The organism is Rhodanobacter thiooxydans LCS2, from assembly GCF_000264375.1.
GTDB lineage: Bacteria > Pseudomonadota > Gammaproteobacteria > Xanthomonadales > Rhodanobacteraceae > Rhodanobacter > Rhodanobacter thiooxydans.
Genome location: NZ_AJXW01000082.1, coordinates 1 through 24,247, shown reverse-complemented (window position 1 = coordinate 24,247; position 24,247 = coordinate 1). Strand labels below are relative to the sequence as shown.

Below are 24,247 nucleotides of genomic sequence, written 5' to 3'. Positions count from 1 at the left end.
CTTCAAAGTTGAATCCGCCGTCACGCTTAGTCGCCTGACCAGTTGGTAGCGCTCTTCTGGTGTTCGAGATTGGCGCGGATGACCCAGCTGGAATGGAGGACGGCCGCATTGTCTCGATTGCACTTGAGGAGCTTCCGCGCAACGTGACAGAGCGGGTAAGACGCTCGCGCGCATCATCCAGCAACATCGGATTGGTCTTAGCCGAGAGATCCTCGCGCTTCTTGGTGCCCAGGAAATAGGCGATCCGCTCGGCGTTGGCGCCGGAGGGGTGCGGCATGCCTGCCAACACGTGATCCACCTTGAGCTCACCTCGCGAGACGAAGTCTGCCAATACCGCTGCAGACTCCTTTCCCAATGGAACCCAGAACGCGTCCCGGAGCTGGGCTATCTCCTGGCTGAGCCAGCGCTGGGTCATGCTACGCAGGATGGGGGTGGCAAGGATGGATGGCGAGCCCGAGTAGTCCTTGCCATCGAGGAATACTGGATACCGCAACGCCGAGGTGAAGTGCGCCAGGTCGGTACGGCTGTCGAACAATCGAGCACAGGTTTCGATATTGAGCGTTCGCTGCATTCCGATGCGATCGAGCATCGCCACGAGGTTGCTGCGCATAGGGCCGGAGAAGCTGGCACTTTGCTTGGCTCGCTGCAGGGCCAAGGCGTCGTTTGCACCACCCTGCAAAGCAGTGCGCAATGCGTTGAGCGCGTTGCCGGCCTGCTGCGCACCTGGAGTGATCCCAAGCAGCACGACTTTTGCATCGCGATTGACGTATTCGAACGGTGCGTAGTGACAAGCTATTCGGTTAGTCCGCTCGACGACGAGACGGTCGTCATGTGGGTCGAGTCGGGGGTTGTCGAGCACGATGCTGCGGAACCTTTCGATGTAAGTATTCATGGTCATGGCTGGCGTATGTAACGTTCGGAATCAGATGGTGGCTGTGAGGAGTGGTACTGAGCGGTCGGCCATGTCGGGAGTTAGAAGTCCTTGACCCGCTTGCCCTCGTACATGGCGGGAGCAAAGGCGTTGGAGCCGCTGCTCATGTTCGCGCCACACATGCGAATGGTGCCGCGGTGGCGGAATCTGCCTTGCTTGATCGCCTGAATCAGCTCTTCCTCGCTCAAACCCTGGAACTTGTTCGTGTCATTGGCGAAGTTGACGCAGTACAGGCCCTTCTTGGCACCCAGCTTTCCCTTGTAGGGATGAACTTTGTGGCCATGCTTGTCGAACGCCCAGACGCTCAGCAGGTGGGAAGATGTGTCGGTCATGGCTTACTCCTTTCGGTTGTGGGAATGATCAGTAGCCGCGGGAATACGGCTGGCACATCCATTGGTTGCACGGCTGCGCAAGCAGTACACGGAACGTGTCCGCGGTGTCGCTGGTTGGTGTTGTGCGCCACGCATGCAGTGCGGCCAAGCTGCGGTCGATGCGGTTGTTGCTGCCTGTGGCCACCCAAGTCCTGATTTGCACGAGGCCGCTTTCACTGCAGAGTTGCCCGAGGAATGCGCCGGTCTCCGTGGGGACGACCAATTGCTTGGGCCGGGCTCGATGCGAAAGCGACTGGCATGCCGAGTGCAGCAGGTCAAACCATGCGAGAGCGCTTGCCAATTCGGATCGAACCGCAGCATGTTGTGTCGTCGCCAAGCGCTCAAACAGCCGTTCAACCGCGTGCTGACCTAGCAATGCGACTGGCTTGTTGGAGAACCCCGCTCGTCCGCCAGCAGCGAACACACGGACCCGACTGAGTTGCAGGGCGTCTTCGGTTTCCCCTCCGACGCAGGCTTGCTTTACAGGAAGCAGGGTCGTACCGCCGGCAAGAAAATTGTTGCCTGAGTTGTGCTCGTGATAGGCAGCAAGGAACGCACGCATGCGGGGTGCAAGCCGCCCCAGGATCCTCGAGCGTTCCCGCGTCGCAAGGCTGGCTCTCGTCATCAGGGAAACCGTGGGTACGAGGCGCTGCCACTCACGATCGCGCTCATGGAATTCGCGAAACAATTCTCTGCGCAATCCACGCGCCAGCCGGTGGGAGAAGCGCGACGACGCATACGTTGCCTGGGCAGGAGCGATGGCGATGTTCATGGAGGTTTTCCTGGTTGTCCTGCTCAGGTGGCCATGGGGCAGGCAATGCGGGGCCGCGGCCTGCCGCGAGACGGCAAGTCCGGTAACGTTGAACAGAGGGCGATTCAGTGGCGCGGCGGAAGGTCGCTTTTTAGCCGCCAGTTGGCGTAGGCGGCAGCCAATGATCGGTAGGTAGTTGCAGCCACGTCGTCCGGCTCCTTGGAACCGAGGTGGACGGCCAGTTCGCGCCAAAATTGTGGCGACAAGACCAAGCTGTCATCGCCAAGGTTTCCGGATTCGATCCGGGCGTAAAGCGCTACCTGTTTACCGCTCCAACCCAGGGCGGCAGCCAGATCATCGATCGTCAGGTTCTGGTTTTCGCGCCACTTTTGCCATACCTCTCCAAGCTGCAACGCTCGGTGCAGCTCCGAAGACCGTGGACCGTTGTTCGGGACCTGCGTTGGAGCGAAGTCGTTGCGCCGAGAGATCCACTGCAGGGCATGGGAGGCGTCGATGAAGGTCCAATGGCCCTCCTTGATGATCGGCATGGCATTGGGATTACTGGCATTGGTGGCCGAACGGATGGTGCGTTCGGAAACATTGGCCAGCGCCGCCAGCCACTCGATGGTGACTCGCCCTCCATCATCGATGGCTTTTCGCGCGTGAGCGGCGTTTACCAAGCGGTTGATGAAGCCGATGGCATCCGTGGTCATGAGGTTGGTACCTGTGGGATCCATCAGATTGCCGCGGAGCAGCTCAACGGGCACGCAGGCTTCGTGCAGCAGGTCTTCGATCCAGTTGGGATCCTCGTCCGTGATACCGGACCATGCGTAGTAGGCAAGACCCTCGAAGAGCGTCTTGGCATCCCGACCGCCCGAATCGCCCTTGAGGGCAGCAAGAACCGTTTCGACGGCGGCGACCAACTCTCCGGCGGCGGTGGAGGCAATCTGGGTGATCTCTATTTTCTGCATCATATGCATATGTATATAAGGAACTGCAGAGGAGATTACTATCCGACTTTGGTCATGTCAATATGGTTATGCATGTTAGGAAATGACGCCTATGTTGTGATCGCCCGTTACGTCGTTCGAGACCTCGCGCTTGCGGTACGGTGTTCAGCACGCATGGCGACGAGGTCATTGCCGATGGTCAGGCACCGGTCGGCGATCGCCGCCACGCCGGGGCGGTGCGACACGACGACCAGGATGGTCTGCGGCAGGCGGCGCCTGATCGTGGCGAGAACGGCGGTTTCCGAAGCGGCGTCGAGGGCGCTGGTGGCTTCGTCCAGCACGGCCAGGAACGGCTGGCGCAGGATCACTTGGGCCAGTAGCAGGCGCTGCAGTTCGCCGCCGGAAAGCCGGCTCGACGCGCCGCACAGTTCGGTATCCAGCCCCTGCGGCGCATCGGCCAGCCGTTTGTCGAGGCCGACATCGGCCAGTGCATCGCGCAGCATCGCGTCGCTGGCGTCGGGCGCCGCCCAGCGCAGGCATTCGCGCACTGAGTGCTGCCACGGCCGCACGTCCTGGCTGACATAGGCGCCGTGGCGCACCAGCTCGCGGTATGCGCCGAAGTCGATCGGCCGGCCGTCGCGGTGCGCCACGAAAACCTCGGGCGTCATCATGCCGGCCAGCACGTCGACCAGGCTGCTCTTGCCGATGCCGGAGTCGCCGCAGACCAGGGTCAGCTCGCCGGGCCGCAGCACCAGCCCGCCGATCTCCAGCCCACCGGGCGGCGGGGTCAGCCGCATCCGCTCGATGTGCGCCGCCGCGCCCGACGGGCCGGTTGGCGATGGCATCGCGGACGCGTGTACCGGTTCCAGGTTCATGTAGCGCTGCCACAATTCGAACGCCGGCGCGGCCGAGCGCAGCTGCTGGAAGCTCTGCCGCGTGGTCACCAGGTAGGGCAGCAGGCGCCCGAGCAGCAGGCACACCGCGATCAACTCGGCCTGCTCGACGCCGTGCCAGCGATGGGCCAGCACGAACAGCGCGGCGATCCCCGCGGCCGCCAGCAGCTCCAGCATCAGCCGCCCGGAAGCCACCAGCTCCAGCTGGCGCCGATAGCCGTGGCACAGCCGCTCGGAAATGTCGCCGTAGCTCGCCTGCTCCGCCGCCTCACGCTCGAACGAACGGACGTGGCGCAGGCGCCGCGGGAAATCCTCGCTGTGCCAGAACAGCCTTGTCATGTCGACCACGTATTGGCGCGCGACCAACGACTGCTCGCGGCCGTAGGCGCGCGATGCCAGCAGGCCCAGGCCCATCAGCACCGGCGCCGCCAGCATCAGCGGCGGCGAAACCCAGAACGCAAAGCCCAGGCTGACGGCGGCGCTGACGGCGGCGATCAGCAACTGCTGCAAGGCGCTGAAGCCCTGCACGATGAGCTCGACGTTGTGGGTGAGCACGTTGGCGATTTCCGCCGAGGTCGCATCGGCCAGCGAGCTCAGCGGCGCCTCGATCAGCCGCGCATGCACCGCGCGCCGCAAATGCATGCCGTAGCGGCCGACCAGACGCGCACCCAGCCGCGCCGCCTGCCAGCGCAACAACGCGAAGGCGCCGGTCGCGGCGACGAAGGCGGTGGCCTGCAGCTCGACGCTGCGCCGCGGATCGAACAGCACGCCGCCGAACGGCAGCGCCTGTCCCGGCTGCACCAGCGGCACCAGCAGCAGGGCCGCGAGGCTGCCGGCAAACGCCGCGCCCAGCGACAGCAGCACGTACGCGACCGTCTCCACCCGCTCGACGCCGCTGAGCGTGCGCGCCAGCGAACGCAGCAGCGCCGCGGGCCGGTCCGCCGCCCGCAGCGACTCAGCCGTTTTCACGACAGCTCCCCGTGGCCGGGCGACCAGCGCGGCCACGGTTTCGACGTGCGGCGTGGCGGTTCAGGGCAACACCTCTCCGGGCGCGGAAGCGCCGCGCCGGGTGTGTGCGGCGCGCCGGGGAAAAGGTTGCTACAGCGGGCCGAGGGAACGCCGCGCGCGCGGCGTTCCCTCGCCGCTCTCAGGGCGCCTTGGCCGCCTGCATACGCTGCACGATGGCCAGCGATTTCTCCACGTGCTGGTCGGGCCGCAGGTGGTCGGTCTCGGAGGACAGCGCAGCGACGATCTTGCCGTCGCCGGCGATCACGAAGGTGGTGCGCGGGATGAACACGTGGTCGATCTCCACGCCGCGCACGTCCTTCATGCCCGGCTTGGCCGCGACCGTCTCCAGATCGTAGGAAGCGGCGACCTTGCCGTCGGCGTCGGAGGCGACCGGAAACTTGCCGGCGCAGTACTTGGGATCGGCCGAGAACGCGTCGAGCCGCTCGATGCTGTCGGCCGACACGCCGATGATGGTGGCGCCGGCCGCATCGAACTTGTCCTTCTGGGTCGCGAAGGTGTGCGCTTCGAGATCGCAGCCGCCGGTGAAGGCCGACGGGTAGAAGTACACCACCACCGGCCCCTTCTTCAGCGCCTCGCCGAGGGAAAAGGTGAAGTGCTTGCCGGCCAGGCTGGCCGCGGCGGTGAAGTCGGGCGCCGTGGCACCCGTTTTGAGCGCGGCAACAGCCGGCAACGCCAGGGCCAGCGCCACCAGTGCACCCGCCACCGCTCCCGCAAGACGTTTTTTCATTTTCGTGATCCTCGTGAAGGGCATCGACCGGCACGCAACCATCCGCGCCGGTCTCCTGCCTGTTGAACGAACCGCCCGGCTCCGCCCGGCAAGCTACTCCCAAGTGCTTCGCCACACACCTGCCCATCGTTACCTGACCTGCGCTGCGCGGCGGCATCAGTCGAGCAGCCGGCACAAGGCAGTGACAGCATCGCGCGGATGGCGCCCGCGACGCAGCTGGTGCACGCCCTGCCGCGCCAGCCGCCGCGCGAAGTGCTGCCAGCCCGGTTGCCCGCAGGCGTAGGGCTGGTCAGCGCACAGCCTGCTGGCGATCTCGGCCGCGGGCACGGCCTCCAGCAGCGCGGCGGGGTCGTCGGCCGTCTCGCCGCAGACGAACACCGCGCCGGCCAGCGCCAGCGGCGCCGGCGCGAGGCGACCGCCGCCGTGGCGCAGGTCGGCCTCGAATTTCTCCACGCCGCTGCGGCGACGGATCACCGGCGCCGCACCGATCCAGCGGCGAACCTCGGCGTCGTCGACGCGGCGCAGCGCATCGGCCCGCACGTGCAGGTAGTTGGCGACGCCGGTGGCGAGCAGGCTGTCCGGCTGCACGAACACCGCGTCCTCGGCGAGGAAATCCAGGCCGTGCAGCAGGCTGTGCAGGGCGAGCGTCGACTTGCCCGTGCCGCTGGCCCCCAGCAGCAGGATGCCGCGCCCCTGCCGGCCCACGCAGGCCGCATGCAGCGGCACCAGGCCCAGCCCGCGCGTGGCCAGGGTGAACACGGCGAACTCGATCAGTTCGTAGCGCAGGTGGTAGGGGTGATCGAGCATGTCCGCGGAGGCCACCACCAGCGCCTGCCGCTGCGCCGGCGCCAGCACCACGTAGTTCGACGCGTCCATCACGCCGCAGATCAGGCCGGCGCCCGACTGCATCCGCACCGGCGGCGGCTCGGCGGCCGGCGGCGACGCACGGCGCGGCAGCAGGCGCAGTTCGATGCGGAATTCCGGCACGGCCATCGGGAAGCGGTGCGGCGGCAGGCCGGCGTAGGCGGTCTCGACCAGAGACAGCAGCGCCGCGCTGGCGCTTTCGAAGCGGAAGTTCCCGCCCATGATCTGCCGGCACAGCGAAACCTGCCGGCGCGGGCGCTCGCCGAACGGATCGGAAGCGGCGTCCCAGGCATCGTGGTGTGGGTTCAGAGTCATCGTCGCCGATCGCGGGTCCAGCCTCGTTGGGCACGCCGAATGGTAGGTGCGGCTGCGACGGGCAAAGGTTGCGCGGGCCGGGTCCCGCCCACCGAATATTTTCCTGCTTAAAGCCGAGCCTCAGCTACTTGAAGCCCCTCTCCCACCGGGAGAGGGGTTGGGGAGAGGGTCCGGGCGAAGCACGACATCCAATTTCTTGGCATGCCGGTGACTCGTTGCTTCGCCCGGACCCTCATCCGGCCCTGCGGGCCACCTTCTCCCGAAGGGAGAAGGGATCGACCAGCCGAGGCTCGCCGTTCTTCAGGAATTTTTGCCGCGCCAGGCAACCGATGCCCCGCGCCGGGGCACTTACGCCCGGCAGCGTCGAGCGATGGCGCCGCACGTCGGCCCCTGGCCATGATCGAGGCTACCGCACGATGCTGAGGATCCACGTCGGCCACTGCTACTTCCTGCGGTTGGACCCGAAGCAGTGGGAGCGCGGCAAGCCGTATCCGCCGCTCGCCACCATCCAGGTCGCCGCGCTGCTGCGCCAGATGGGGCACACGGTGAGCCTGTTCGACGCCATGCTCGCCGACGGCGTCGGCGACTTCGAGGATTCGCTGCGCACCACCCGGCCCGACCTGGTGGTGCTGTACGAGGACAACTTCAACTTCCTTACCAAGATGTGCCTGGGCCGCATGCGCGAGGCGGCCTGCCAGATGATCGCCGCGGCGCGCGCCGGCGGCGCGCGGGTGATCGTCGCCGGCTCCGACGCCTCCGATCATCCCGATGCCTTCCTCGCCGCCGGCGCGCATGCGGTGCTGGTCGGCGAAGGCATCGCCGCGCTGGCCGAACTGGTCGGGCGGCTGCAGCGCGATCCAGCGATCGGCGACGACGACTGGGCCGCCGGCCTCGGCGGCGTCGCCACGCTGGCCGGCGGGCAGCTGCGGCTGACCCGCCTCGGCGCGCTGCCGCCGGACCCGCGGCTGGTCGGCCACCCCGCCTGGGACCTGGTCGACATCGAGCGCTACCGCGCGCTGTGGCACCATCGACACGGCTACTTCAGCCTCAACATGGCGGCCTCGCGCGGCTGTCCGTTCCGTTGCCACTGGTGCGCCAAGCCGATCTGGGGCAACCACTACAACCAGCGCCGCGCCGAGGACGTGGCGGCGGAGATGAGCTATCTGAAGCGCACGTTCCAGCCGGACCACGTCTGGCTGGCCGACGACATCTTCGGCTTTCGCGTCGACTGGGTGACGGAGTTCGCCGCGCACCTGCATGCGGCCGACGGGCCGGTGCCGTTCACCATCCAGACCCGCGCCGACCTGATCAGCGAACGCATGGCCGCCGCGCTCGGCGAGGCCGGCTGCGCGGAGGCGTGGATCGGCGCGGAGAGCGGCAGCCAGCGCGTGCTCGACGCGATGAACAAGGGCACCCACGTCGCCGACCTGGTCACCGCGCGCGCGCGGTTGGGCGAGCACGGCATCCGCGTGGGCTTCTTCATCCAGCTGGGCTACCTGGGCGAGCAACTGGCCGACCTGCTGGCGACCCGCGAGCTGATCGCGCAGGCCGCGCCGGACGACATCGGCGTGAGCGTGTCCTACCCGCTGCCGGGCACGAAGTTCTACGAGCAGGTGAAGGCGCAGCTGGGCGCGAAGACCCACTGGCAGGACAGCGGCGACCTGGCCATGATGTTCCGCGGCGCCTACGACTCGGACTTCTACCGCCGCGTGCGCGACCTGCTGCACGAGCAGGTCGCCATTCAGCAGGCGCAGCCCGCCGCACCGGACCAGCGCCATGCCGCGCTCGACGCGCAGTGGACGGCGCTGATCGCCAGCGAAGGCGCGCACCGCAACCGGAACGCCACCTCGCCGCCACCCGCGCCGGCGCGCCACGTCGCCCTGCCGCTGTATTGAGCGCACCATGCTGCCGCCACTCAGGATTGTCCGCCATGGCCTGCGCCGCATCACCGAGGCATTCGCCGCGGAACTGGCCGGGCCGGGCCGCGCCACGCCGGCATGGAGCGAGCTGGAATGGCGGCTGGCCACCGCGGTCGCCGTGGCGCACGGCGTGTCGCCGCTGCTGTGCCACTGCTGCGCGTGGAAGCACGAGTCATGGCGGCGCTTCCTGGAAGGCCAGCGCGACCACGTCGAGCAACGCCACCAGCGCATCGACGCGCTGCTGCAACAGATCGACGCCGGCGCCCGCGCCGCCGGGCTGCCGGTGGTGCCGCTGAAGGGCGCCGCGCTGCACGCGCTGGGCATCTACACGCCGGGCGAACGGCCGATGGCCGACATCGACCTGCTGGTGCGCGAGGACGATGCTGGCGCGGCAACAGCGCTGCTGCTCAAGCTCGGCTACGTGGAGTCGTTCGCGCAATGGAAGCACCGCGTGTTCAAGCCGGCCAGCGGCCAGCCGTTCGCCGGGCTGGGCGAGCACCGCGACACGCCGGTCGCCATCGAGCTGCACACGCGCATCCGCGAGCGGCTGCCGGTGTCGATGGTCGACATCACCGCGCGCATCCAACCGCGCGCCGCCCGGCCCGGGCTGAACCCCTACCCATCCCCGGGCGCGCTGATGAACCACCTGCTGCTGCACGCGGCGGGCAACATGTGCGGGCGCAGCCTGCGCCTGCTGCACCTGCATGACATCGCGCGGCTGGCCACGCACCTGACTGCCAGCGACTGGGCCGTGCTGTGGGCCGACGCCGACGAGCCGCCGTGGTGGGCGCTGCCGCCGCTGCGGCTGGCCGCACGCCATTATCCCGAAGCGATTCCCGCCGCCGTGCTGGCCCGGCTCGAACGCGACTGCCCGCTGCCGCTGCGGATGATCTCGCGCCGGCAAAGCCTGACCCGGGTGTCGTGCTCGGAACTGTGGCTGCATGCCTTCGCCGGCATCGAATGGTCGCGCTCCGCCCGCGAAGCCGGGCGCTACCTCCGGAACCGCGTGCACCCGACCGACGAGGCACGCCAGGAACGCGCCGACATGGCGCGCACCCAGCTCTGGCTGCAGGGGCAAGGCTGGGTTATCGCGCCGCACCGCCGCCGCGTGCTGACCTGGCTGACCCGGCCGGTACCGCGCATGGACATGCTGTACGCGGTGCGCGTGGCGCTGGAGCCGCCTGTTGCCGACAACGCATGCGTGGGTCGTTCCGAGACAGGACCTGCTCCGGCGCTCGGGCACCGGGCGGCGGGTTCGTCCGCAAGGTAGTTCACGCCATGCATACCGCCGAGCAGTACCACGCATTCATGCTGGCCTCGCCGCGGGACCAGGCGGTACGCGACCGGTTCCAGCAGATGGCGCTGGAGCTGCTGCCCGACGGAGCGGACCTGCTCGACTTCGGTGCCGGCACCGGCATCGACGCCAAGGCTTATGCCGCCAGCGGGCACCCGACCTTCGTGTACGAACCTTCGGCCGAGATGCGCACCTGCCTGGCGCACTACTGCCGCGACGAGATCGCCGGCGAGCGCGTCGTCGCGGTGGCCTCGCCGCTCGCCTGCAGGGCGCATGCGGTCACGGCGAACTTCGCGGTGCTCAACCATTTCGCCGATCACGCGGCGCTTTTCCAGGAGTTGTCGTGCGTGGTCCGCCGGGGCGGTTTCGTCCTGGCCAGCATGCTCAACCCGTACTACCTCGGCGACGCGCGCTACGGCTGGTGGCGGGCGAACGCGACAAACCTGCTGCGCAAGGGCCACTACGCGATCCCCAGCGAGAGCCACATCCATCGCTTCGCGCCGCACGTCGTGGCGCGGGCGGCCGCGCCGTACTTCCGGCTGGAACGGCTCGTTCCGCGCGGCCTCGGGCTGGCCGTCCAGCTCTACATGTTCCTGTTGTTCCGGCGGATCTGACATGGGGAAGGACCGCACCTGGAAAGACCTGGCAAGGCCGTTCGTGCGCCCCCTGCCGCAATGGTCCGTGGTGGCGGTGGCGCCACCGCAGCAGGCAGTGATCGCCAGCTTGCGCTGGGACGGCCAATCGGTCGACGTCACCGCCGACCATACCGTGGCTTCACTGAAGCCGCTCACCATCGCCAGCAGCCTCGATGCCGGCCCGCACCCCGTGCTCGAGTACCGCGACAGCGCGACAGGAAGGCTGCTAGGTGTCCTGCAGCTGACGCGGGCGGCATCGGTCGCTGCCGACAACACCTCGCTCACCCTTTACCACGTCGCCACGGGCGAGCACCGCTGCCTTGGCTGGCCGCGGCGCCCCTGGAACACGTGGCTGCAGAATCGCGTCATGCGCAAGCATCGCGCGTCGAACCACCTGAACATGGAACCCGCGGTGGCACAGCAGTTGATGATCGCCTACCTGTGCCCGCGGCCGGTCATCCTGGTTTCCGTGGATGCGCCCGGCCACCGCAACATCTTCCCGATGGACCTGATCGGCCCCCTGCAACGCAGCGGACTGTTCTCGCTCGCGCTGCGCAGCACCAACGTTTCCGTACCGACAATGCGCGAGGTGCGGCGAGTGGCCCTGTCCGGCATCCCGGCAGCGATGAAGGACGTCGTCTACCAGCTGAGCGCGCACCACAAGCAACCGCTCGCGGACTGGGCCGAGCTTCCGTTCCCCGTGCGGGCGACGCGAGCATCCGGCATTCCCGCCGTGGCCCCGGCGCTGCGCATCCGCGAACTGGCCATCGTGCACAGCCAGGAGCTCGGCTCGCATACGTTCTTCCTCGGCCGCATCGTTGCCGACGAGCCGCTGGCGGAAGGCGCCCAGCTGCATCACACGGCGGGATTCCATCAGGCCTGGCGGCGGCGGCAGGGTGCGGCGTTTGCAGAGACCTAGGCCCGCTGCCGGGCTGCAGCGGCCAACCGTCGGTTCCGAACTGCCACGCGAGAGGAGTACACCCGACTGGTGTCCGGCAGGCCGCGCCGCTAAGGTGACGGCTGTTTCGGCTGGTGGAAGTGGCCATGCCATCGGGAACAACTCCGGAGCTCGCGGAACGCATGCAGGCGGCGGTGCACAAGGAGTGTGCGGCAATTCTTCGCGCGCTTGCCTCGCGGCACCAAATCCACGTTTCCATCCATGGTGCGAGGAAGGCGATCCGGCGTCTGCGTGCGCTGCTGTTCCTGGTGGAGGATCGCCTGCCGGATGCCGCGGCGGTCGACCAGACGCTGGAGCGCCTGGGCGACGGCCTTTCGGCGCTGCGCGATGCGCACGTCATGGTCGACACGGCCGAAGGCCTCGCCGCCCGGGGCAAAGCGAAGCAGTGGGCAACAGCGATCAAGCGTCTGGTGCGCCGGCGCGACGGGCTGATTCAGCAGGCGCTGGCCCGCGACGTGGACTTCCGGCGCCGGCGCCGCGTGGTCGAGCGAGCCGCGCGTCAGCTGGGTGACCTGCCGTGGCACGAACTCGAGGCCACGGACCTGCGGCAGGCACTGGAGCGCAGCTGCCACCGCGTGGCCAAGGCGGAAGCGCGAGCCAAGGCTGACCCGCTGCCGGCCAACCTGCACCGCTGGCGCCGCCGCGTGCGCAAATTGCGCATGCAGATGGAAGCCCTGACCAGGATCGAACCCGACATAGCGAAGGACGCCGCGAAAGAGTCCGCGAGCAAAGCCGCCAAGGCACTGCACAAGCTCAGCGATCAGCTTGGCGCGTTCCAGGACAAGCAGATGCTGCGGAACGTGCTGCGACGAATGCGCGGCCTGCCGCATCGCGCGCAGACAGCACGGCAACTCAGCGAGGAACTTGCAACGAACCAGTCGATGCTGGTCGGGAAAGGCGTGTCTGTCGCGGGGCGATAATCGACGCCCGAATCAAGGAGACGGAGGTAGTTGACTCAGGATGATTGCCTCCACCCCTTTCGCGCCTTTTATCCGTTGTTCCGCGGCATCTTTTGAGTCAACCGTCGTTTCCCCACAGACAAGGAGTTGCGCCAGATGATCCGGAAGCCCCATGGTGCAGTCGTATTCCTGACGGTGGTCGCCCTGAGTCTGGGGATCGCGCATGCACGCGAGGCCGCCCCCGAACGCAAGGCGGCGTCCACCCCCACGGTCGATACCGGCGTGCTGGAAGGCGCGCCGTACCGGGTGGACATCCCCGCGAACTGGAATGGCGAACTGGTCATGCAGCTGCACGGCTTCGAGCCGATCGGCACGCCGCGCGCCACGCCGAAACCGCTGGGTGACGAAGCGCCGTCGTTCCTCGCGGCCGGGTACGCCGTGGCGCAGAGCAGCTTTGCCACGCAGGGCTGGGCAGTGGATGACGCGCTGCGCGACAACGAGCGCCTGCGTGCGTGGTTCGTGCACAAGCACGGCCAGCCAAAACACACCTACCTCGTCGGTTCCTCGATGGGCGGTTACGTCGTGCTGACGAGTCTGGAGCACTACGGCAAGTACTACGACGGCGCACTGTCGCTGTGCGGCGCCAACGTGCCCGGCACACGCGTGTTCGACGACCTGCTGACTTCCCTCGTGGCGTTCGACTACTTCTTTCCCCACGGTGCCGGGTTGCCGTCAGGCGGGCTCGCCGATCCCGCCGGACCCGAACTGGGCCAGATGGCGGTGATGCATGCGGTCGACGCTGCGCTGAAAACCAACGAAGACGCCGCACGGATCCTTGCACGGCACCTGCAGGTATCGCGCGAACGCCTGGCCGGCGCGATCGGCGTGCATTACCTGGTACTGCATCAGATGATGGCGCGCGCCAAGGGCATGCCGGTCGACAATCGCACGACGGCGTATACCGGTTTCGGTGACGACGCGGCATTCAATCGCGGCGTGCACCGCTACGCGGGCGACCCGCAGGCGATGCGTTACCTGGCAGCCGCCACCTCGCTCAGCGGCAAGATCCGCAAGCCGCTGGTGCTGCAGTACAACCACGACGACTCCCTCATCCCCGCGCGCTATCAACCGGTGTATCCGGCCATGGTGCAGTCCGCGCACGGCCGGGCGCCGACGATGCTGCCACCCGTCGGCGAAGGCCATTGCGGATTCACACCGGAGCAGATCATGCAGGCGTTTCAGACGTTGAGCCGAGAGGTTCATGGCGGAGGCTAGGCTCTTTAAGAGGAACGGAAGTGGCTCTGATCCACTTCGATGTACCGCCCGTCCCTTTTACCCACCGGCACTATCATCGTGTCGTGTTGCACTGCTGGGTATCCCTGCATTCGTTAGGTCGTGACGTACTTGAGCGCGCCACGACGGGTGAATGTCCGCTTCCGACCCGAAGCGGACGTTGAGTGTTTGACTGATGCACAATGGTCGGAATGTGGAGCATCTCCTAGACGTGTTGATGCTCGGAATTGGGGGATTAAATGCGTATCGCATCAGTAACACTGGCCGGCTTTCGCTGTTTCGGTCCTGACCCGATCACAGTGCGTGTTTCATCGGAGATCACAGCTGTCGTCGGCCCGAACGCAGCGGGTAAAACCGCGTTTCTTCAAGCTCTATCAAAAATGTTTGGCGTATCGCGCGCGCAACGCGACGTGCAACGTTCGGATTTTCACCTTGGAGCAGAGGCTGATCCTGATGATCGCTTGGCCAAGGAACTGTTCATCGACGTGCTGATCGGATTGCCCGAACTGGTCGATGGCACAGCGACACCGGAGACAATCGCCCCCTCGTTCCGACATATGCTGATCGAACGAGAAGGGGAAGCGCCGGTCTGCCGTATGCGCCTCGAAGCCCGGTGGGAAGATGATGGGACGATTGAGGGCGAGATTTCACAGGAGCTTTTCTGGGTTGACACGCTGGACGATGATCCGGCGGAGGATATGTGCCACCCGGTTTCCGCCGCGGATCGTGGCCTGATCCAGCTCTACTACACACCAGCCAGTCGCGATGCGGCGGCTCAGGTTCGGGCGACAACCGGCGCACTCGCCGCCCGTCTGCTTCGCGCTATCGAATGGTCCTCCGAGACAGAAGAGGCCGTTCAAGAAGCAACCGAAAACCTCGCCACCGCCTTCGAGGGCGAATCGGCGATCGCCGCGATCGGCAAAGCCTTGCAGGCGCGCTGGTCTGGCCTTCACGATGATGTGGTCGATACGAAACCCAGGCTCAGCCTGGTCAGTCGCCGGTTCGAGGATGTTGTCAACAAGGTTGCTGTCCTCTTCGAACAGGGGCCAGACGGTCAGGAGCGTGGCCTCGACGCACTGAGCGACGGTCAGCAGTCACTTTTCTATTTCGCTCTGGCTGCAGCCGTTTTTGATCTGGAGCGTGAGGTAGTGAACGGCACGGTTGAAGGATTTCGTGACGATACCCTACGTATCCCCGCGCTCACGTTGTTCGCTCTGGAAGAACCGGAAAACCATCTCTCGCCTTACTTCCTCGCCCGCATCATCCGCCAGGTTCGCTCGCTGACCGATGAAGGGGGCGCTCAAGCCATCGTCACCAGCCATTCACCGGCGGTGCTGAGCCGCGTCAATCCGCGTGAAGTGCGCTACTGCCGCTGCCATCCGAAAACACGTGTCTCGTCGGTCAGGAAGATCAAAATACCGCCAGGAGCTGATGAGGCTGCCAAGTTCGTTCGTGGCGCCATGCTCGCCTATCCAGAACTCTACTTCGCCCGATTCGTCTTGCTTGTGGAAGGCGATTCGGAACGGATCGTCTTGCCTGCTTTGGCCGAGGCGCTTGATCTGCTGATAGACCCTGCTTTCGTTGCCATCGTCCCACTGGGTGGTCGCCATGTGCAACATTTTTGGCGATTGTTGAAACAGCTGGGAATCCCACACGCAACGCTGCTGGATCTCGATCTGGGGCGTGAGGGTGGTGGCTTTGGGAGGATTAAGACGGCGATCGAAAAGCTCATCGAATTTGGCGTCCCCAAAGCTCAACTCTTGAAAGTCACTACTGGCATATTGTCCGACGCAGAGTTTGCAGCAATGCACACTTGGCAAGAATACAAACACTTGGCAGGCTGGGTTGATTTCCTCAAGCCTCACGGCGTCTATTTTTCAGCGCCGCTCGATCTTGATCTCGCTATGCTAGGGGCGTTCCCAGACGCATACGAAGCCATAATCCCCAAGGGCGGTGGACCAAGGATGGCCGCCGATAAAGCGGCGGAAGTAGTGCTCGGCACTGCAGGACCAGGACTCAAACCCTACACGGGTACGTTCAAGAATTATCCAGAGCTTCTGCCGGCCTACCGATATCACTTTCTCACCAATAGCAAGCCAGCAACACACCTCGCAGCCCTGACACACATCAAGAAAAAGGACTTGAAGGCAGGCATGCCTGCTGTGCTGGCAGAGGTTCTCAACCATACCGCCAAGTCCTTGCGGAGGGACTAAATATGGCGGTGCTGTCGAGACGGGTCAGTTCAGAGGAGTGGCAGCCGGTAGGTGTAGCTGCGCTCGAAGCGAATGCGTTAACAGTTGTCCGCTCGGCAAATAGCCGGTCCGTTATCGCTGGCCCTGGCGCAGGGAAGACGGAACTACTCGCGCAACGCGCTGCCTATCTTCTTCAAACAGGCGTGGCATCTGCACCAAGGCGCATCCTTGCGATCAGTTTTAAGCGCGACGCTGCGACGAACCTCGCTGCGCGCGTTCACCAGCGCTGCCACCGCAATCATGCCGAACGCTTCGATTCAATGACGTTCGACGCTTTTGCGAAGGGGTTGATTGACCGCTTCGGTCAGGCGCTCCCCGCGCGCTGGCGACCTCGGCCCGACTACGACATCATATTTCCCGGTGATCGGGATTACCGGGACTTCCTATATCAACAGGTTGGGGCGCCTCCAGCCTCAGTCGGCACCTATGCCGATCTCCAGGCGATATCGGTAAAAACTTTCGAACGCCGCTTTCTGGTGGGGTCGCCGCTCCCTGTAGACGGTTGGCCTCATCCGACACCTTCCCAGTGGGCTGCGAATCGTTTCTGGCAAATTTCGCTTCATGAGGGTAGGAAAAGCGTCTTGTCATTTTCCATGATCGGGCGACTCGCCGAACTTCTGTTGCGGGTTAATCCAATGACGCGTAATGCGCTTCGACTGACTTATTCGCATCTGTTCATGGACGAGTTCCAAGATACAACCCAGATTCAATATGACTTGGTCCGTACCATCTTCCTCGGCACCGACACGGTGGTTACCGCTGTTGGGGACAACAAACAGCAGATCATGCGCTGGGCAATGGCGATGGACGACCCTTTCACTGCCTTAGATGGGGACTTCGGCGCGACGCGAACGCCGCTCTACAACAACTATCGCTCGTCACCAGAGTTGGTGCGTATCCAGCACGTCTTGGCGCAGGCTTTGGACGCCCGAGCCGTAGCGCCGGTGTCGAAGACCGTCGGTACGATTGCTGGAGACAGTTGCGCCATTTTAGAATTTTCGACGCCAGAGATCGAAGCGGAACGCTTGGCCGCTTTTGTCGCGACCGAGATGAAGACCCACACGCTCGGCCCACGCGATTTTGTCTTGCTAGCCCGGCAGAAAGCTAACGAATACGCCGCGGTTCTCGAACCCGCGTTTGTAGGCGCGGGGATTCCTCTGCGCAACGAAGCTGGAATGGCGGGATCAATCATGCTGCAGGATTTGCTAGTGGAAGCGGCATCCGAACTTACCGTGGCGGTTCTACGTCTTGCCATGACCGCTCGGGCGGGGCGGCATTGGACAGAGTGCCAGGAGGCGCTCATTACCCTACGGGGAGTCGCTCTTGACGATGAGATCGCGCAGGCCAAGCTTGCTCGAGAATTGGACGCATACGTGTTCAAACTCCGCGCCGCCCATCCGAGCCCTCCAAGATCGAAGACTGCATCACGGGCGATCGTGGACGATATCTTGGGATTTATCGGCCGTGAGAGAGTGATCGCTGTTCATCCAGCTTATGGACAGGGTGACTGGCTCGAAAAGGTGCTGGACTCGGCAGCGGAGCATCTGTGGGCATCGTCGGTAGGTGACATCGAATGGGTATCAGCCCTGGATACCTATGAAGGCATTCACGCTATCCCTCTGATGACCATCCATAAAAGCAAGGGCCTCGAATACCATAGCGTCATATTCGTCGGATTGGACGATGGCGCATGGTGGAGCTTTTCCAACGATCAGATCGAGGCCACTGCTGGATTCTTTGTGGCATTCACGCGCGCGAAACAGCGTGTTGTTTTCACGTACTGCGCGCTGCGCGGTACGCGAACAAAGATTGCGACTCTTTATCAGCTTCTGAGAAATGCTGGGGTCAAAAGCTTCAACGTTGCCTGACTGTTGCGCCATTGCTTGATAAGGTCTGCACCAATTGAACAGTCCAGCTTTTTCTCGACATTGGATGTCTGCTCTTGGCCGGAAACTGGCGTTCGAACTCGGCGCTCGGCGTGACGAGCGAGCCGATCATGATCTACGGATCCCGACGATCCATCTCGTTGGTGTACGCGTATCGCCGGCGCAATCCAACCCGGATGCGACGACCGCACAGCGCCCTTCACTCCCCCGCCGCCACCAACCGCAAATACATCGCCTCGAACACCCGCGCCGTGTGATCCGCGTCTTCGCGCACCGCGCGGCACTGCGCGGCGGCGGCGAGTTGCAGACGCAGCGCTTCGTCGGTCAGCACGCGGCTGATGGCGCCGGCCAGGGCGGCCCAGTCGCCGACCGGCACGGCCAGCGCGGCGGCTGGCGTCCATTCGGCCAGGTGGCCGACGGCGGTGCCGACCGTGGGTACGCCGGCTACCGCCGCTTCGAGCAGCACCAGCGGGCCGGCTTCGTGCAGTGAGGACAGCACCAGCAGGTCGGCCGAGGCCATCAGCGGGCGCAGCTCGCGCTGGGTCTTGAAGCCGTGGAAGCGCACCTGGTCCTGCAGCCCGAGCTGGCAGGCCAGCCGTTCCATTTCGCCGTGCAGCGTGTCCACGCCGACGATGTCCATGCGGAAGGGCAGCCCCGCGCTGGCCAGTGCGGCCAGCGCGCGCAGCAGGGTCGGCTGGTCTTTCACCCGGTTGAGGCTGGCGACGTGGATCAGCCGCGCCGGCCCCGCGCCGCGCCCATGCGGCGCCAGCGGTGGCCACCCGCGCAGGTCGACGCCGAGCGGCACGCGCCGTGCCTTGAGGCCGAGCGCGGCCAGCGCGTCGACGATCGGCGCACTGGCCGCGGTGATCGCATCGGCGCCGCGCAGAACCACCGCCTCGCGCAGCCGCCCTTTCCACTTGCGCCGGCCGCCGTAGCCGATCGCGTGCAGCGCCACCAGTTCGCCGCCGGCGACGTGCACCAGGCTCGGCCGCCGCAGCGATTTCGCCGCGGCCACAGCGACCAGGCTGCACGAGCCGGAGAAGATCGCCTGCACCACGTCGAACGGCGCGTGGCGATGCTCGGCGCGGATCGCCGCGATCGCGCGCAGCCGTGTCCAGCCGTCGCCGATGTTGTGCACGGTGGCGCCGGCCAGTTCCCAGCAGCCTGCTGTCGCCTCCTGCTGCAGCGCGAACACATGCACCTCATGCACGCGCGCCAGCCGCCCGATCAACGCCAGCAGCACCGGGATCACGCGGAACTCGCCGCTGCGATCCACCCCGCCCGGCACCACCAGCGCGAGTTTCATCCCGGCCCCCACAGCCGGTCGGCGCGCACCTGCGCATAGGCATCGGCCCAGCGGCGGCCCAGCGCGGCGAACGACAGCGTGGCGTCGAAGTGCGTGCGCACCTGCGCCGGCGACGGCGGGTGTGCCGCCGTCGCCACCAGCGCCTCGGCCAGCGCGGCCGCGTCGCCGCAGGGCCACAGGCGGCCGACGCGACCGTCATCGGTCAGCGCGCGGAACGCGGGAATGTCGGTGACCACCGGCGCCACGCCGCAGGCCAGCGCCTCCAGCAGCGAGTAGCCGCAGCCCTCGGCATGGCTGCCGGCGACGAACAGGTCCGCGGCGCGCATCAGCGTCTCGACCCGCGCGTGCGCCACCTTGCCGAGCAGGTGCACGCGCCCGGCCAGCCGCGGATCGTGCGCGATGCGCTGCTGCACCACGTCGAGCAGCGGCGCGTTGCCGAACACGCACCACAGCTGCAAGCCGGGCAGGCGCGCCACCGCGCGGGCCACGCCGTCGAGCACGGTCAGCGGATCCTTGCCGGAGTTCAGGTGGCCGACCCACAGCACGCAAGGTTCGCCGTGCAGGCCGGTCTCGGCGCGCGCGCGGTCACGCTCGCCTGGCGTGAAGCGGCTGCTGGATTCGGGTATCGCGAACAGCCGCGTGCGCGGCGCGAACAGGCCGGCGCGGGTGAACGGCTGCGCCAGCTCGGCGGCGGTGAAGGCGATGCCCGCGGCGGCGGCGTACCAGCGCCGCCACCACGGCCGCCGCCAGCGGCGCGGCGGGCGGTCGGCGTGGTCCTGGATCACGATCGGCAGCGAAGGCAGGCAGCGCGCCAAGGCGAACGCGTCCGCGGCGAAGCCCAGGCTGTGCACGTGCAGCACGTCGGGCCGGATCTCGCCCAGCACGTCGGCGAGGCGGCGCGCGCGCTGCGCGCCGGACACCGGGATGAAGCGGTAGTCGATGCCGTTGCGCAGCACGCGCTCCGGGCGCGTCGCCAGCTGGATCACCGACACGCGGGTGCCAGCGCTGGCCACCGCTTCGGCCACGTCGGCCAGCGTGGGCCACTGCTCGAACACGTCAGCCGAGGCGAGACCTGCCGGCACTGGCAGGAAATTGATCTGCGCCACGTGCACGGCCGGCACCGGCCTAGAGGCCCGATACCTGCGGCATGCGCAGGCGCACGAACCGGTTCGCCAGGTGCAGCTCCCACGGCCGGTCGTACCTGCGGAAACGATAGCGCCAGCCCGCCATCGCGCTCAGGTTGCGCTTGGCCCACGGCGGTGCGCGCAGGTCCTGCACGGTGGGGTAGCGGCAGCGCAGCACGGTGACGAAGTCGTTGATGCGCTGGCGCAGGCGGTCGCTAAGCCAGGGCGCGTCGACGTGGCAGGCGTAGTGCACCCAGCGCGACTCAGTCCACTCGTCCGGCGTGGTGGGGAACACCACCGGCGCGCCGTCGAGGTCGAGCAGCGGCGCGCCCGGTCGCTTGCGGCGGTCCTGTTCGTGGCGGCTGTGCTCCGGCAGCGGCGTGTAGATGTAGATGACGACCTCCGTCTGCGGGTTGATCCGCTTCAGCTCGCGGATGAACTCGAAGGTGCGCTCGGTTTCCTCCTCGGTGTTCTCCGGCGGCGCGACCATGAACGACAGCTCGGGAATCACCCCGTAGCGGCGGCACTGCTCGACCACCGCCAGGGTCTGGTCCGGGTGCGTGCCCTTGCGGATGTCGTGCAGCATCTGGTCGCTGGGCGATTCCGCGCCGATGTAGGCCATGCGCAGCCGGCTCTTGCGCACCAGTGCCCACGAGCGCTCGGAGAGTTTCAGCAATGCGTCGGCGCGGGCGAAGCACCACCACGGCAGTTCGAAACGGGCCATCACTTCCAGCAGCGGCACCATGTCCGCCTCGCGGTCGAAGAAGTTGTGGTCGAAGTACTGCACCGAATCGGCGCCCAGCGTGTGCTTGAGGTAGGTGAGCTCGCGCTCCAGCCGCGCGGCGGCCGGCAGGAAGGTGGCGCCGCCGAACATGGCGGCCACGCCGCAGAAGGTGCAGTGGTAGCGGCAGCCGATCGCCGCCTGATGCGCCACGGTGCGCTGGCCGAGGTAGGTGCGCGCGAGGTAGCGACGGGGATCGCCGAGCTTGTCGTAGGGCAGCAAGCCCGCGGGGTCGTGGCGCACGATGCGGCGGGGCGGGTTGTGCACCACATCGCCGGCGTGCTTCCAGGACAGTCCGGCGATCTGTGCCAGCGCGGGGCCATCGCCGGCGAGCGCGGCGACCAGCTCGGACAGGGTGTCCTCGCCCTGCGCGCGCACCGCGTAGTCGACGTAGGGCGCGGCCAGCGTGGCATCCGTGTGCAGCGTGGGGAAGTAGCCGCCCCAGACGATCGGCAGCGCCGGGTAGCGTGCGCGGATCGCCTTGGAGACGGCGATCGCCGGCGCCACTTGCGGGCCGCCCATCACGCCGACGCCGACGGCGTCGTAGCGCTCGCGTTCCAGCGCGCGCAAGGTGTCGTCGACGAAGTCGCGGTCCACGTTGCCGTCGACGATGCGGCTGCTGCCGCTGCGCTCCAGCGCGGCCGCCAGGTGCAGCAGCGCCAGCGGGAAGCGCGCGCTGCTGCGCGAGGTGATGGTGGGGTTGATCAGCAGGGTGCGTGGAGAAGTCATGGGACGGCCTGTGGGCAAGCGGCGTCAGGGCGCCCGGCGCAGTTGGAACACCAGCGCGACGGGAACCTCCAGCGCCATGCGGTCGAAGTGCGCGCCGGCGGGGACGTCGGCCGGGTCGAGCATGGGTTCCAGCACCTGTTCGATCCGCAGCCCGAGCGCGACGCAGGCGCGGTGCCAGTGGCTGTAGAGATGCGGCGTGTGGCGTACGGCGTAGCTGAGGCCGACGGACTTGAAATCACGCCGCCAGCCGAGCGCGTGTCCGATCGGATGCACGTCGCTCAGCAGCAGCGTGCCGCCGGGCCGGGTCACCCGGCGCAGTTCGGCCAGCGATGGCCCGAGGTCGTCGAGGTGCCCGACGACCAGGCCGCAGACGGTCAGGTCCGCCTGCGCGTCCGGCAGCGGCAGCGCGACCAGGCTGCCCTGCACCAGCGCGACCGGCGCGTCGGCGTGCAGCGCAGCCAGTTCCGCATCGGCGCGCGCCAGCATGGGCGACGACAGGTCCACGCCGGTCACGCGCGCCGCGCCGCGCCGCAGCGCATGCAGCATGTAGCGCCCGCTGCCGCAGCCGACGTCGAGCACCGCCTGCCCGCGCAGACTGGCGGGCATCAGCCCGAGCATCGCGCGCTCCTCGGCCTGCATCACCGGGTTGTGCGCATGCGGCGGATAGCCGGGCGCCCACAGCGCATAGGCCGCGCGCGGTTCGAGCATGGGCTGGCGGGTCATCGGTAGCCCCCGGCTTCGACGATGGCGTCGCGCGCGCGTTCGTTGCGCCCAGCCACAAGTTCCAGCCCGGGTTCGAGCGCGAGCAGCGCGGGATCGGCCAGCGGCGCGGCCAGCAGCTTCGGCTTGCCGTCCAGCGTCACCGGCACCGCGTCCACACGGGCGGCGGCGAACCATGCGGCGAAATCCGGATCGGCGATGCGTGGCACGCCGTCGCGCACCACCGCGCGCAGCTCGCTGCGGCGCAGGCCCACGAGGCTTTCCGCCGTGCCGCCGCGGTCCTCGACGATCAACAGGTCCGCCCGCGCGCCCGGCGCGAGGCTGCCGCGCGCGGGCAGGCGCAGGATGCGCGCGGCCGCGGTGGTCGCCAGCTCCAGCAGCGGCATGGCGTCGAGTTCGCCGCGGGCGAGCACACCGCGCATTTCGTCGAGCAGGTCGCGCGCGCCGCTGAGCCGCGAGTCGCTGCCCAGCGCCAGCCGCCCGGCGGCGCACAGCCGCCGCGGATCGAGCGTGCGGCCGAGCAGGCTGTGGTTGCTGCTCGGGCACCAGACCACCGCCGCGCCGGCCGCGATCACCCGCTCGATGTCGCGCTCGCGCAGGCCCACGCCGTGCACCAGCACGCTGTTCGCCGCGAGGCAGCCGAGCTGGTCCAGTTGATCGAGTTCCGCCTGCGCGGTGGCGTCGGTGCCCTCGGCCAGATGGATCAGCCACGGGCGATCGGCCGGCGTGGCGGCAAAGCTTTCCTGCATCGGCGGCCCGTAGGCGGGCCAGCCCGGCGCGTAGCTCCAGCCGTAGTCGCGCAGCAGCGCCACCGGGAAATCCAGTGCGTCCAGCGCCGCGTGCCAGGGATCGTGATGCGCCACGCAGGTGACCCCGGCGAGCAGGTTCTTCAGCGCACCGTGGCGCAGCCGCCGCGCCTTCGGCACCCGCAGCGCGGCGGCCACGGCGGGATCGGCGAAATGCGCCTGGAACGCTGCGATCCAGGCGTAGCTGTTGGGGAACGGCGCACCGCTGCGCAGCGGCGGCACGGCGTTGACGTGCAGGTGCTCGTGCGCGTTGACCAGGCCGGGGAAGATCAGGTGGTCGCGCAGGTCGATGCGCCAGGCCCGCGCGGCCAGCGAAGCGCCGATGCGCCCGGCGCGGATCGGCAGCGGCGCGCGCGAGGTTGCTGCCGGCGTGACCGTCGCCGCGCGGCACAGGCTGATATCCAGCGCGGCCTGCAGCACGTCCATCGCTCAGCGCCGCCGCATCACGATCAGGAAGTGATCGCCCATGTCGCGCAGCAGCGGCAGTGCGCCGAAGCGGTCGTCGAGCCGGCCCAGCCGCCCGCACCAGCGCGGGTGGCGGCGGCAGTAGTCGACCAGGTAGGGCGGCGGCATGAACAGGCTCAGCGCGCGGTAGCCGGTTAGCGCGAAGTGTTCGGCGAATGCGCGGTAGAACTCGCGCGGCAGGTAGTAGCAGGCCCACACCGTGTGACGGTTCATGCCCACCGCGGTGGCGCCGCGCGCGGCGCGCACGCCGGCGCGGAGGAAGCGGCCGCGCAGTGCGTAGTGCCCCAGTTCCCACGGGCAGATCCGCCCCATCACCGAGAACACCAGCCGGCCGCCGGGGCGCAGCAGG

The 24,247-nt window shown here is 67.2% G+C and carries 21 protein-coding genes and 1 pseudogene; 8 read left to right on the top strand and 14 right to left on the bottom strand.

Annotated features, from left to right (window positions below):
- The 7 genes from UUA_RS15205 to UUA_RS15180 form a co-directional block, all read right to left on the bottom strand.
- Nucleotides 1–892: uracil-DNA glycosylase family protein (locus tag UUA_RS15205; protein WP_162098689.1), on the bottom strand; the 892-nt coding region annotated here is incomplete at its 3' end.
- 80 nt (nucleotides 893–972) lie between these two features.
- Entirely contained in the window at nucleotides 973–1,263 is a 291-nt protein-coding gene (locus UUA_RS15200; RefSeq protein ID WP_008438425.1) for a hypothetical protein, read from the bottom strand.
- Nucleotides 1,264–1,291: 28 nt separating this feature from the next.
- Nucleotides 1,292–2,074 (bottom strand): hypothetical protein, encoded by a 783-nt coding sequence (locus UUA_RS19445; RefSeq protein WP_153022993.1) that lies wholly within the window; start codon nucleotides 2,072–2,074, stop codon nucleotides 1,292–1,294.
- Between the two features lie 104 nt (nucleotides 2,075–2,178).
- Nucleotides 2,179–3,027 (bottom strand): helix-turn-helix domain-containing protein, encoded by an 849-nt coding sequence (locus tag UUA_RS15195; protein ID WP_008438423.1) that lies wholly within the window; start codon nucleotides 3,025–3,027, stop codon nucleotides 2,179–2,181.
- 104 nt (nucleotides 3,028–3,131) lie between these two features.
- Nucleotides 3,132–4,865 carry an ATP-binding cassette domain-containing protein gene (locus tag UUA_RS15190; RefSeq protein ID WP_008438421.1) on the bottom strand — a complete coding sequence of 578 codons (1,734 nt, stop codon included), beginning with the start codon at nucleotides 4,863–4,865 and terminating at the stop codon, nucleotides 3,132–3,134.
- Nucleotides 4,866–5,043: 178 nt separating this feature from the next.
- Nucleotides 5,044–5,652 carry a peroxiredoxin gene (locus UUA_RS15185; protein ID WP_039954216.1) on the bottom strand — a complete coding sequence of 203 codons (609 nt, stop codon included), beginning with the start codon at nucleotides 5,650–5,652 and terminating at the stop codon, nucleotides 5,044–5,046.
- A 156-nt stretch (nucleotides 5,653–5,808) separates the two neighbouring features.
- The gene (locus tag UUA_RS15180) at nucleotides 5,809–6,831 is read right to left on the bottom strand and encodes a phosphoenolpyruvate carboxykinase (ATP) (RefSeq protein ID WP_008438418.1); all 1,023 of its coding nucleotides are present in this window, start codon (nucleotides 6,829–6,831) and stop codon (nucleotides 5,809–5,811) included.
- 416 nt (nucleotides 6,832–7,247) lie between these two features.
- Here UUA_RS15180 and UUA_RS15175 point away from each other — a divergent pair, with 416 nt between their 5' ends.
- From UUA_RS15175 to UUA_RS15140, 8 genes are all read left to right on the top strand, one after another.
- Entirely contained in the window at nucleotides 7,248–8,726 is a 1,479-nt protein-coding gene (locus UUA_RS15175) for a B12-binding domain-containing radical SAM protein (protein ID WP_008438417.1), read from the top strand.
- A 7-nt stretch (nucleotides 8,727–8,733) separates the two neighbouring features.
- Nucleotides 8,734–10,020 carry a nucleotidyltransferase family protein gene (locus UUA_RS15170; protein WP_008438415.1) on the top strand — a complete coding sequence of 429 codons (1,287 nt, stop codon included), beginning with the start codon at nucleotides 8,734–8,736 and terminating at the stop codon, nucleotides 10,018–10,020.
- A gap of 8 nt (nucleotides 10,021–10,028) precedes the next feature.
- Nucleotides 10,029–10,658, top strand: coding sequence for a class I SAM-dependent methyltransferase (locus UUA_RS15165; RefSeq protein WP_008438414.1), 630 nt, complete (start codon nucleotides 10,029–10,031; stop codon nucleotides 10,656–10,658).
- Between the two features lies 1 nt (nucleotide 10,659).
- A complete protein-coding gene (locus UUA_RS15160; RefSeq protein ID WP_008438413.1) occupies nucleotides 10,660–11,598 on the top strand; it encodes a flavin reductase in 939 nt (312 codons plus the stop codon).
- A gap of 125 nt (nucleotides 11,599–11,723) precedes the next feature.
- On the top strand, nucleotides 11,724–12,557 hold the full coding sequence (locus UUA_RS15155) for a CHAD domain-containing protein (RefSeq protein WP_153022994.1): 834 nt from the start codon (nucleotides 11,724–11,726) through the stop codon (nucleotides 12,555–12,557).
- Between the two features lie 135 nt (nucleotides 12,558–12,692).
- On the top strand, nucleotides 12,693–13,811 hold the full coding sequence (locus UUA_RS15150; protein ID WP_008438410.1) for a hypothetical protein: 1,119 nt from the start codon (nucleotides 12,693–12,695) through the stop codon (nucleotides 13,809–13,811).
- A gap of 257 nt (nucleotides 13,812–14,068) precedes the next feature.
- A complete protein-coding gene (locus tag UUA_RS15145; protein ID WP_039954214.1) occupies nucleotides 14,069–16,042 on the top strand; it encodes an ATP-dependent nuclease in 1,974 nt (657 codons plus the stop codon).
- A 2-nt stretch (nucleotides 16,043–16,044) separates the two neighbouring features.
- A complete protein-coding gene (locus UUA_RS15140; protein ID WP_039954212.1) occupies nucleotides 16,045–17,949 on the top strand; it encodes a UvrD-helicase domain-containing protein in 1,905 nt (634 codons plus the stop codon).
- Here the strand turns inward: UUA_RS15140 and UUA_RS19440 are convergent.
- The 7 genes and pseudogenes from UUA_RS19440 to UUA_RS15110 form a co-directional block, all read right to left on the bottom strand.
- Nucleotides 17,936–18,079 carry a hypothetical protein gene (locus UUA_RS19440; protein WP_155943277.1) on the bottom strand — a complete coding sequence of 48 codons (144 nt, stop codon included), beginning with the start codon at nucleotides 18,077–18,079 and terminating at the stop codon, nucleotides 17,936–17,938. The genes UUA_RS15140 and UUA_RS19440 overlap by 14 nt on opposite strands.
- Before the next feature lie 87 nt (nucleotides 18,080–18,166).
- Complete coding sequence (locus UUA_RS15135) at nucleotides 18,167–19,273, bottom strand: glycosyltransferase family 4 protein (RefSeq protein ID WP_008438404.1); 1,107 nt, start codon at nucleotides 19,271–19,273, stop codon at nucleotides 18,167–18,169.
- On the bottom strand, nucleotides 19,270–20,385 hold the full coding sequence (locus UUA_RS15130) for a glycosyltransferase family 4 protein (protein ID WP_039954219.1): 1,116 nt from the start codon (nucleotides 20,383–20,385) through the stop codon (nucleotides 19,270–19,272). Before UUA_RS15130 ends, UUA_RS15135 begins: the two co-directional genes overlap by 4 nt.
- 13 nt (nucleotides 20,386–20,398) lie before the next feature.
- Nucleotides 20,399–21,907, bottom strand: coding sequence for a B12-binding domain-containing radical SAM protein (locus tag UUA_RS15125; RefSeq protein WP_008438400.1), 1,509 nt, complete (start codon nucleotides 21,905–21,907; stop codon nucleotides 20,399–20,401).
- 24 nt (nucleotides 21,908–21,931) lie between these two features.
- Nucleotides 21,932–22,630, bottom strand: a complete 699-nt coding sequence (locus tag UUA_RS15120) for a class I SAM-dependent methyltransferase (protein ID WP_008438398.1) — start codon at nucleotides 22,628–22,630, stop codon at nucleotides 21,932–21,934.
- Complete coding sequence (locus tag UUA_RS15115) at nucleotides 22,627–23,859, bottom strand: amidohydrolase family protein (protein ID WP_008438396.1); 1,233 nt, start codon at nucleotides 23,857–23,859, stop codon at nucleotides 22,627–22,629. The genes UUA_RS15120 and UUA_RS15115 overlap by 4 nt, the downstream gene beginning before the upstream one ends.
- 3 nt (nucleotides 23,860–23,862) lie before the next feature.
- Nucleotides 23,863–24,247, bottom strand: a pseudogene (locus UUA_RS15110) (SAM-dependent methyltransferase); the annotation flags it as partial.

Bases quoted from the DNA above. Each gene is read 5' to 3' on its own strand.
- UUA_RS15200 (WP_008438425.1), bottom strand. From the start codon at position 1,263: ATGACCGACACATCTTCCCACCTGCTGAGCGTCTGGGCGTTCGACAAG.
- UUA_RS19445 (WP_153022993.1), bottom strand. From the start codon at position 2,074: ATGAACATCGCCATCGCTCCTGCCCAGGCAACGTATGCGTCGTCGCGC.
- UUA_RS15195 (WP_008438423.1), bottom strand. From the start codon at position 3,027: ATGATGCAGAAAATAGAGATCACCCAGATTGCCTCCACCGCCGCCGGA.
- UUA_RS15185 (WP_039954216.1), bottom strand. From the start codon at position 5,652: ATGAAAAAACGTCTTGCGGGAGCGGTGGCGGGTGCACTGGTGGCGCTG.
- UUA_RS15180 (WP_008438418.1), bottom strand. From the start codon at position 6,831: ATGACTCTGAACCCACACCACGATGCCTGGGACGCCGCTTCCGATCCG.
- UUA_RS15175 (WP_008438417.1), top strand. From the start codon at position 7,248: ATGCTGAGGATCCACGTCGGCCACTGCTACTTCCTGCGGTTGGACCCG.
- UUA_RS15170 (WP_008438415.1), top strand. From the start codon at position 8,734: ATGCTGCCGCCACTCAGGATTGTCCGCCATGGCCTGCGCCGCATCACC.
- UUA_RS15165 (WP_008438414.1), top strand. From the start codon at position 10,029: ATGCATACCGCCGAGCAGTACCACGCATTCATGCTGGCCTCGCCGCGG.
- UUA_RS15160 (WP_008438413.1), top strand. From the start codon at position 10,660: ATGGGGAAGGACCGCACCTGGAAAGACCTGGCAAGGCCGTTCGTGCGC.
- UUA_RS15155 (WP_153022994.1), top strand. From the start codon at position 11,724: ATGCCATCGGGAACAACTCCGGAGCTCGCGGAACGCATGCAGGCGGCG.
- UUA_RS15150 (WP_008438410.1), top strand. From the start codon at position 12,693: ATGATCCGGAAGCCCCATGGTGCAGTCGTATTCCTGACGGTGGTCGCC.
- UUA_RS15145 (WP_039954214.1), top strand. From the start codon at position 14,069: ATGCGTATCGCATCAGTAACACTGGCCGGCTTTCGCTGTTTCGGTCCT.
- UUA_RS15140 (WP_039954212.1), top strand. From the start codon at position 16,045: ATGGCGGTGCTGTCGAGACGGGTCAGTTCAGAGGAGTGGCAGCCGGTA.
- UUA_RS19440 (WP_155943277.1), bottom strand. From the start codon at position 18,079: ATGATCGGCTCGCTCGTCACGCCGAGCGCCGAGTTCGAACGCCAGTTT.
- UUA_RS15135 (WP_008438404.1), bottom strand. From the start codon at position 19,273: ATGAAACTCGCGCTGGTGGTGCCGGGCGGGGTGGATCGCAGCGGCGAG.
- UUA_RS15125 (WP_008438400.1), bottom strand. From the start codon at position 21,907: ATGACTTCTCCACGCACCCTGCTGATCAACCCCACCATCACCTCGCGC.
- UUA_RS15120 (WP_008438398.1), bottom strand. From the start codon at position 22,630: ATGACCCGCCAGCCCATGCTCGAACCGCGCGCGGCCTATGCGCTGTGG.
- UUA_RS15115 (WP_008438396.1), bottom strand. From the start codon at position 23,859: ATGGACGTGCTGCAGGCCGCGCTGGATATCAGCCTGTGCCGCGCGGCG.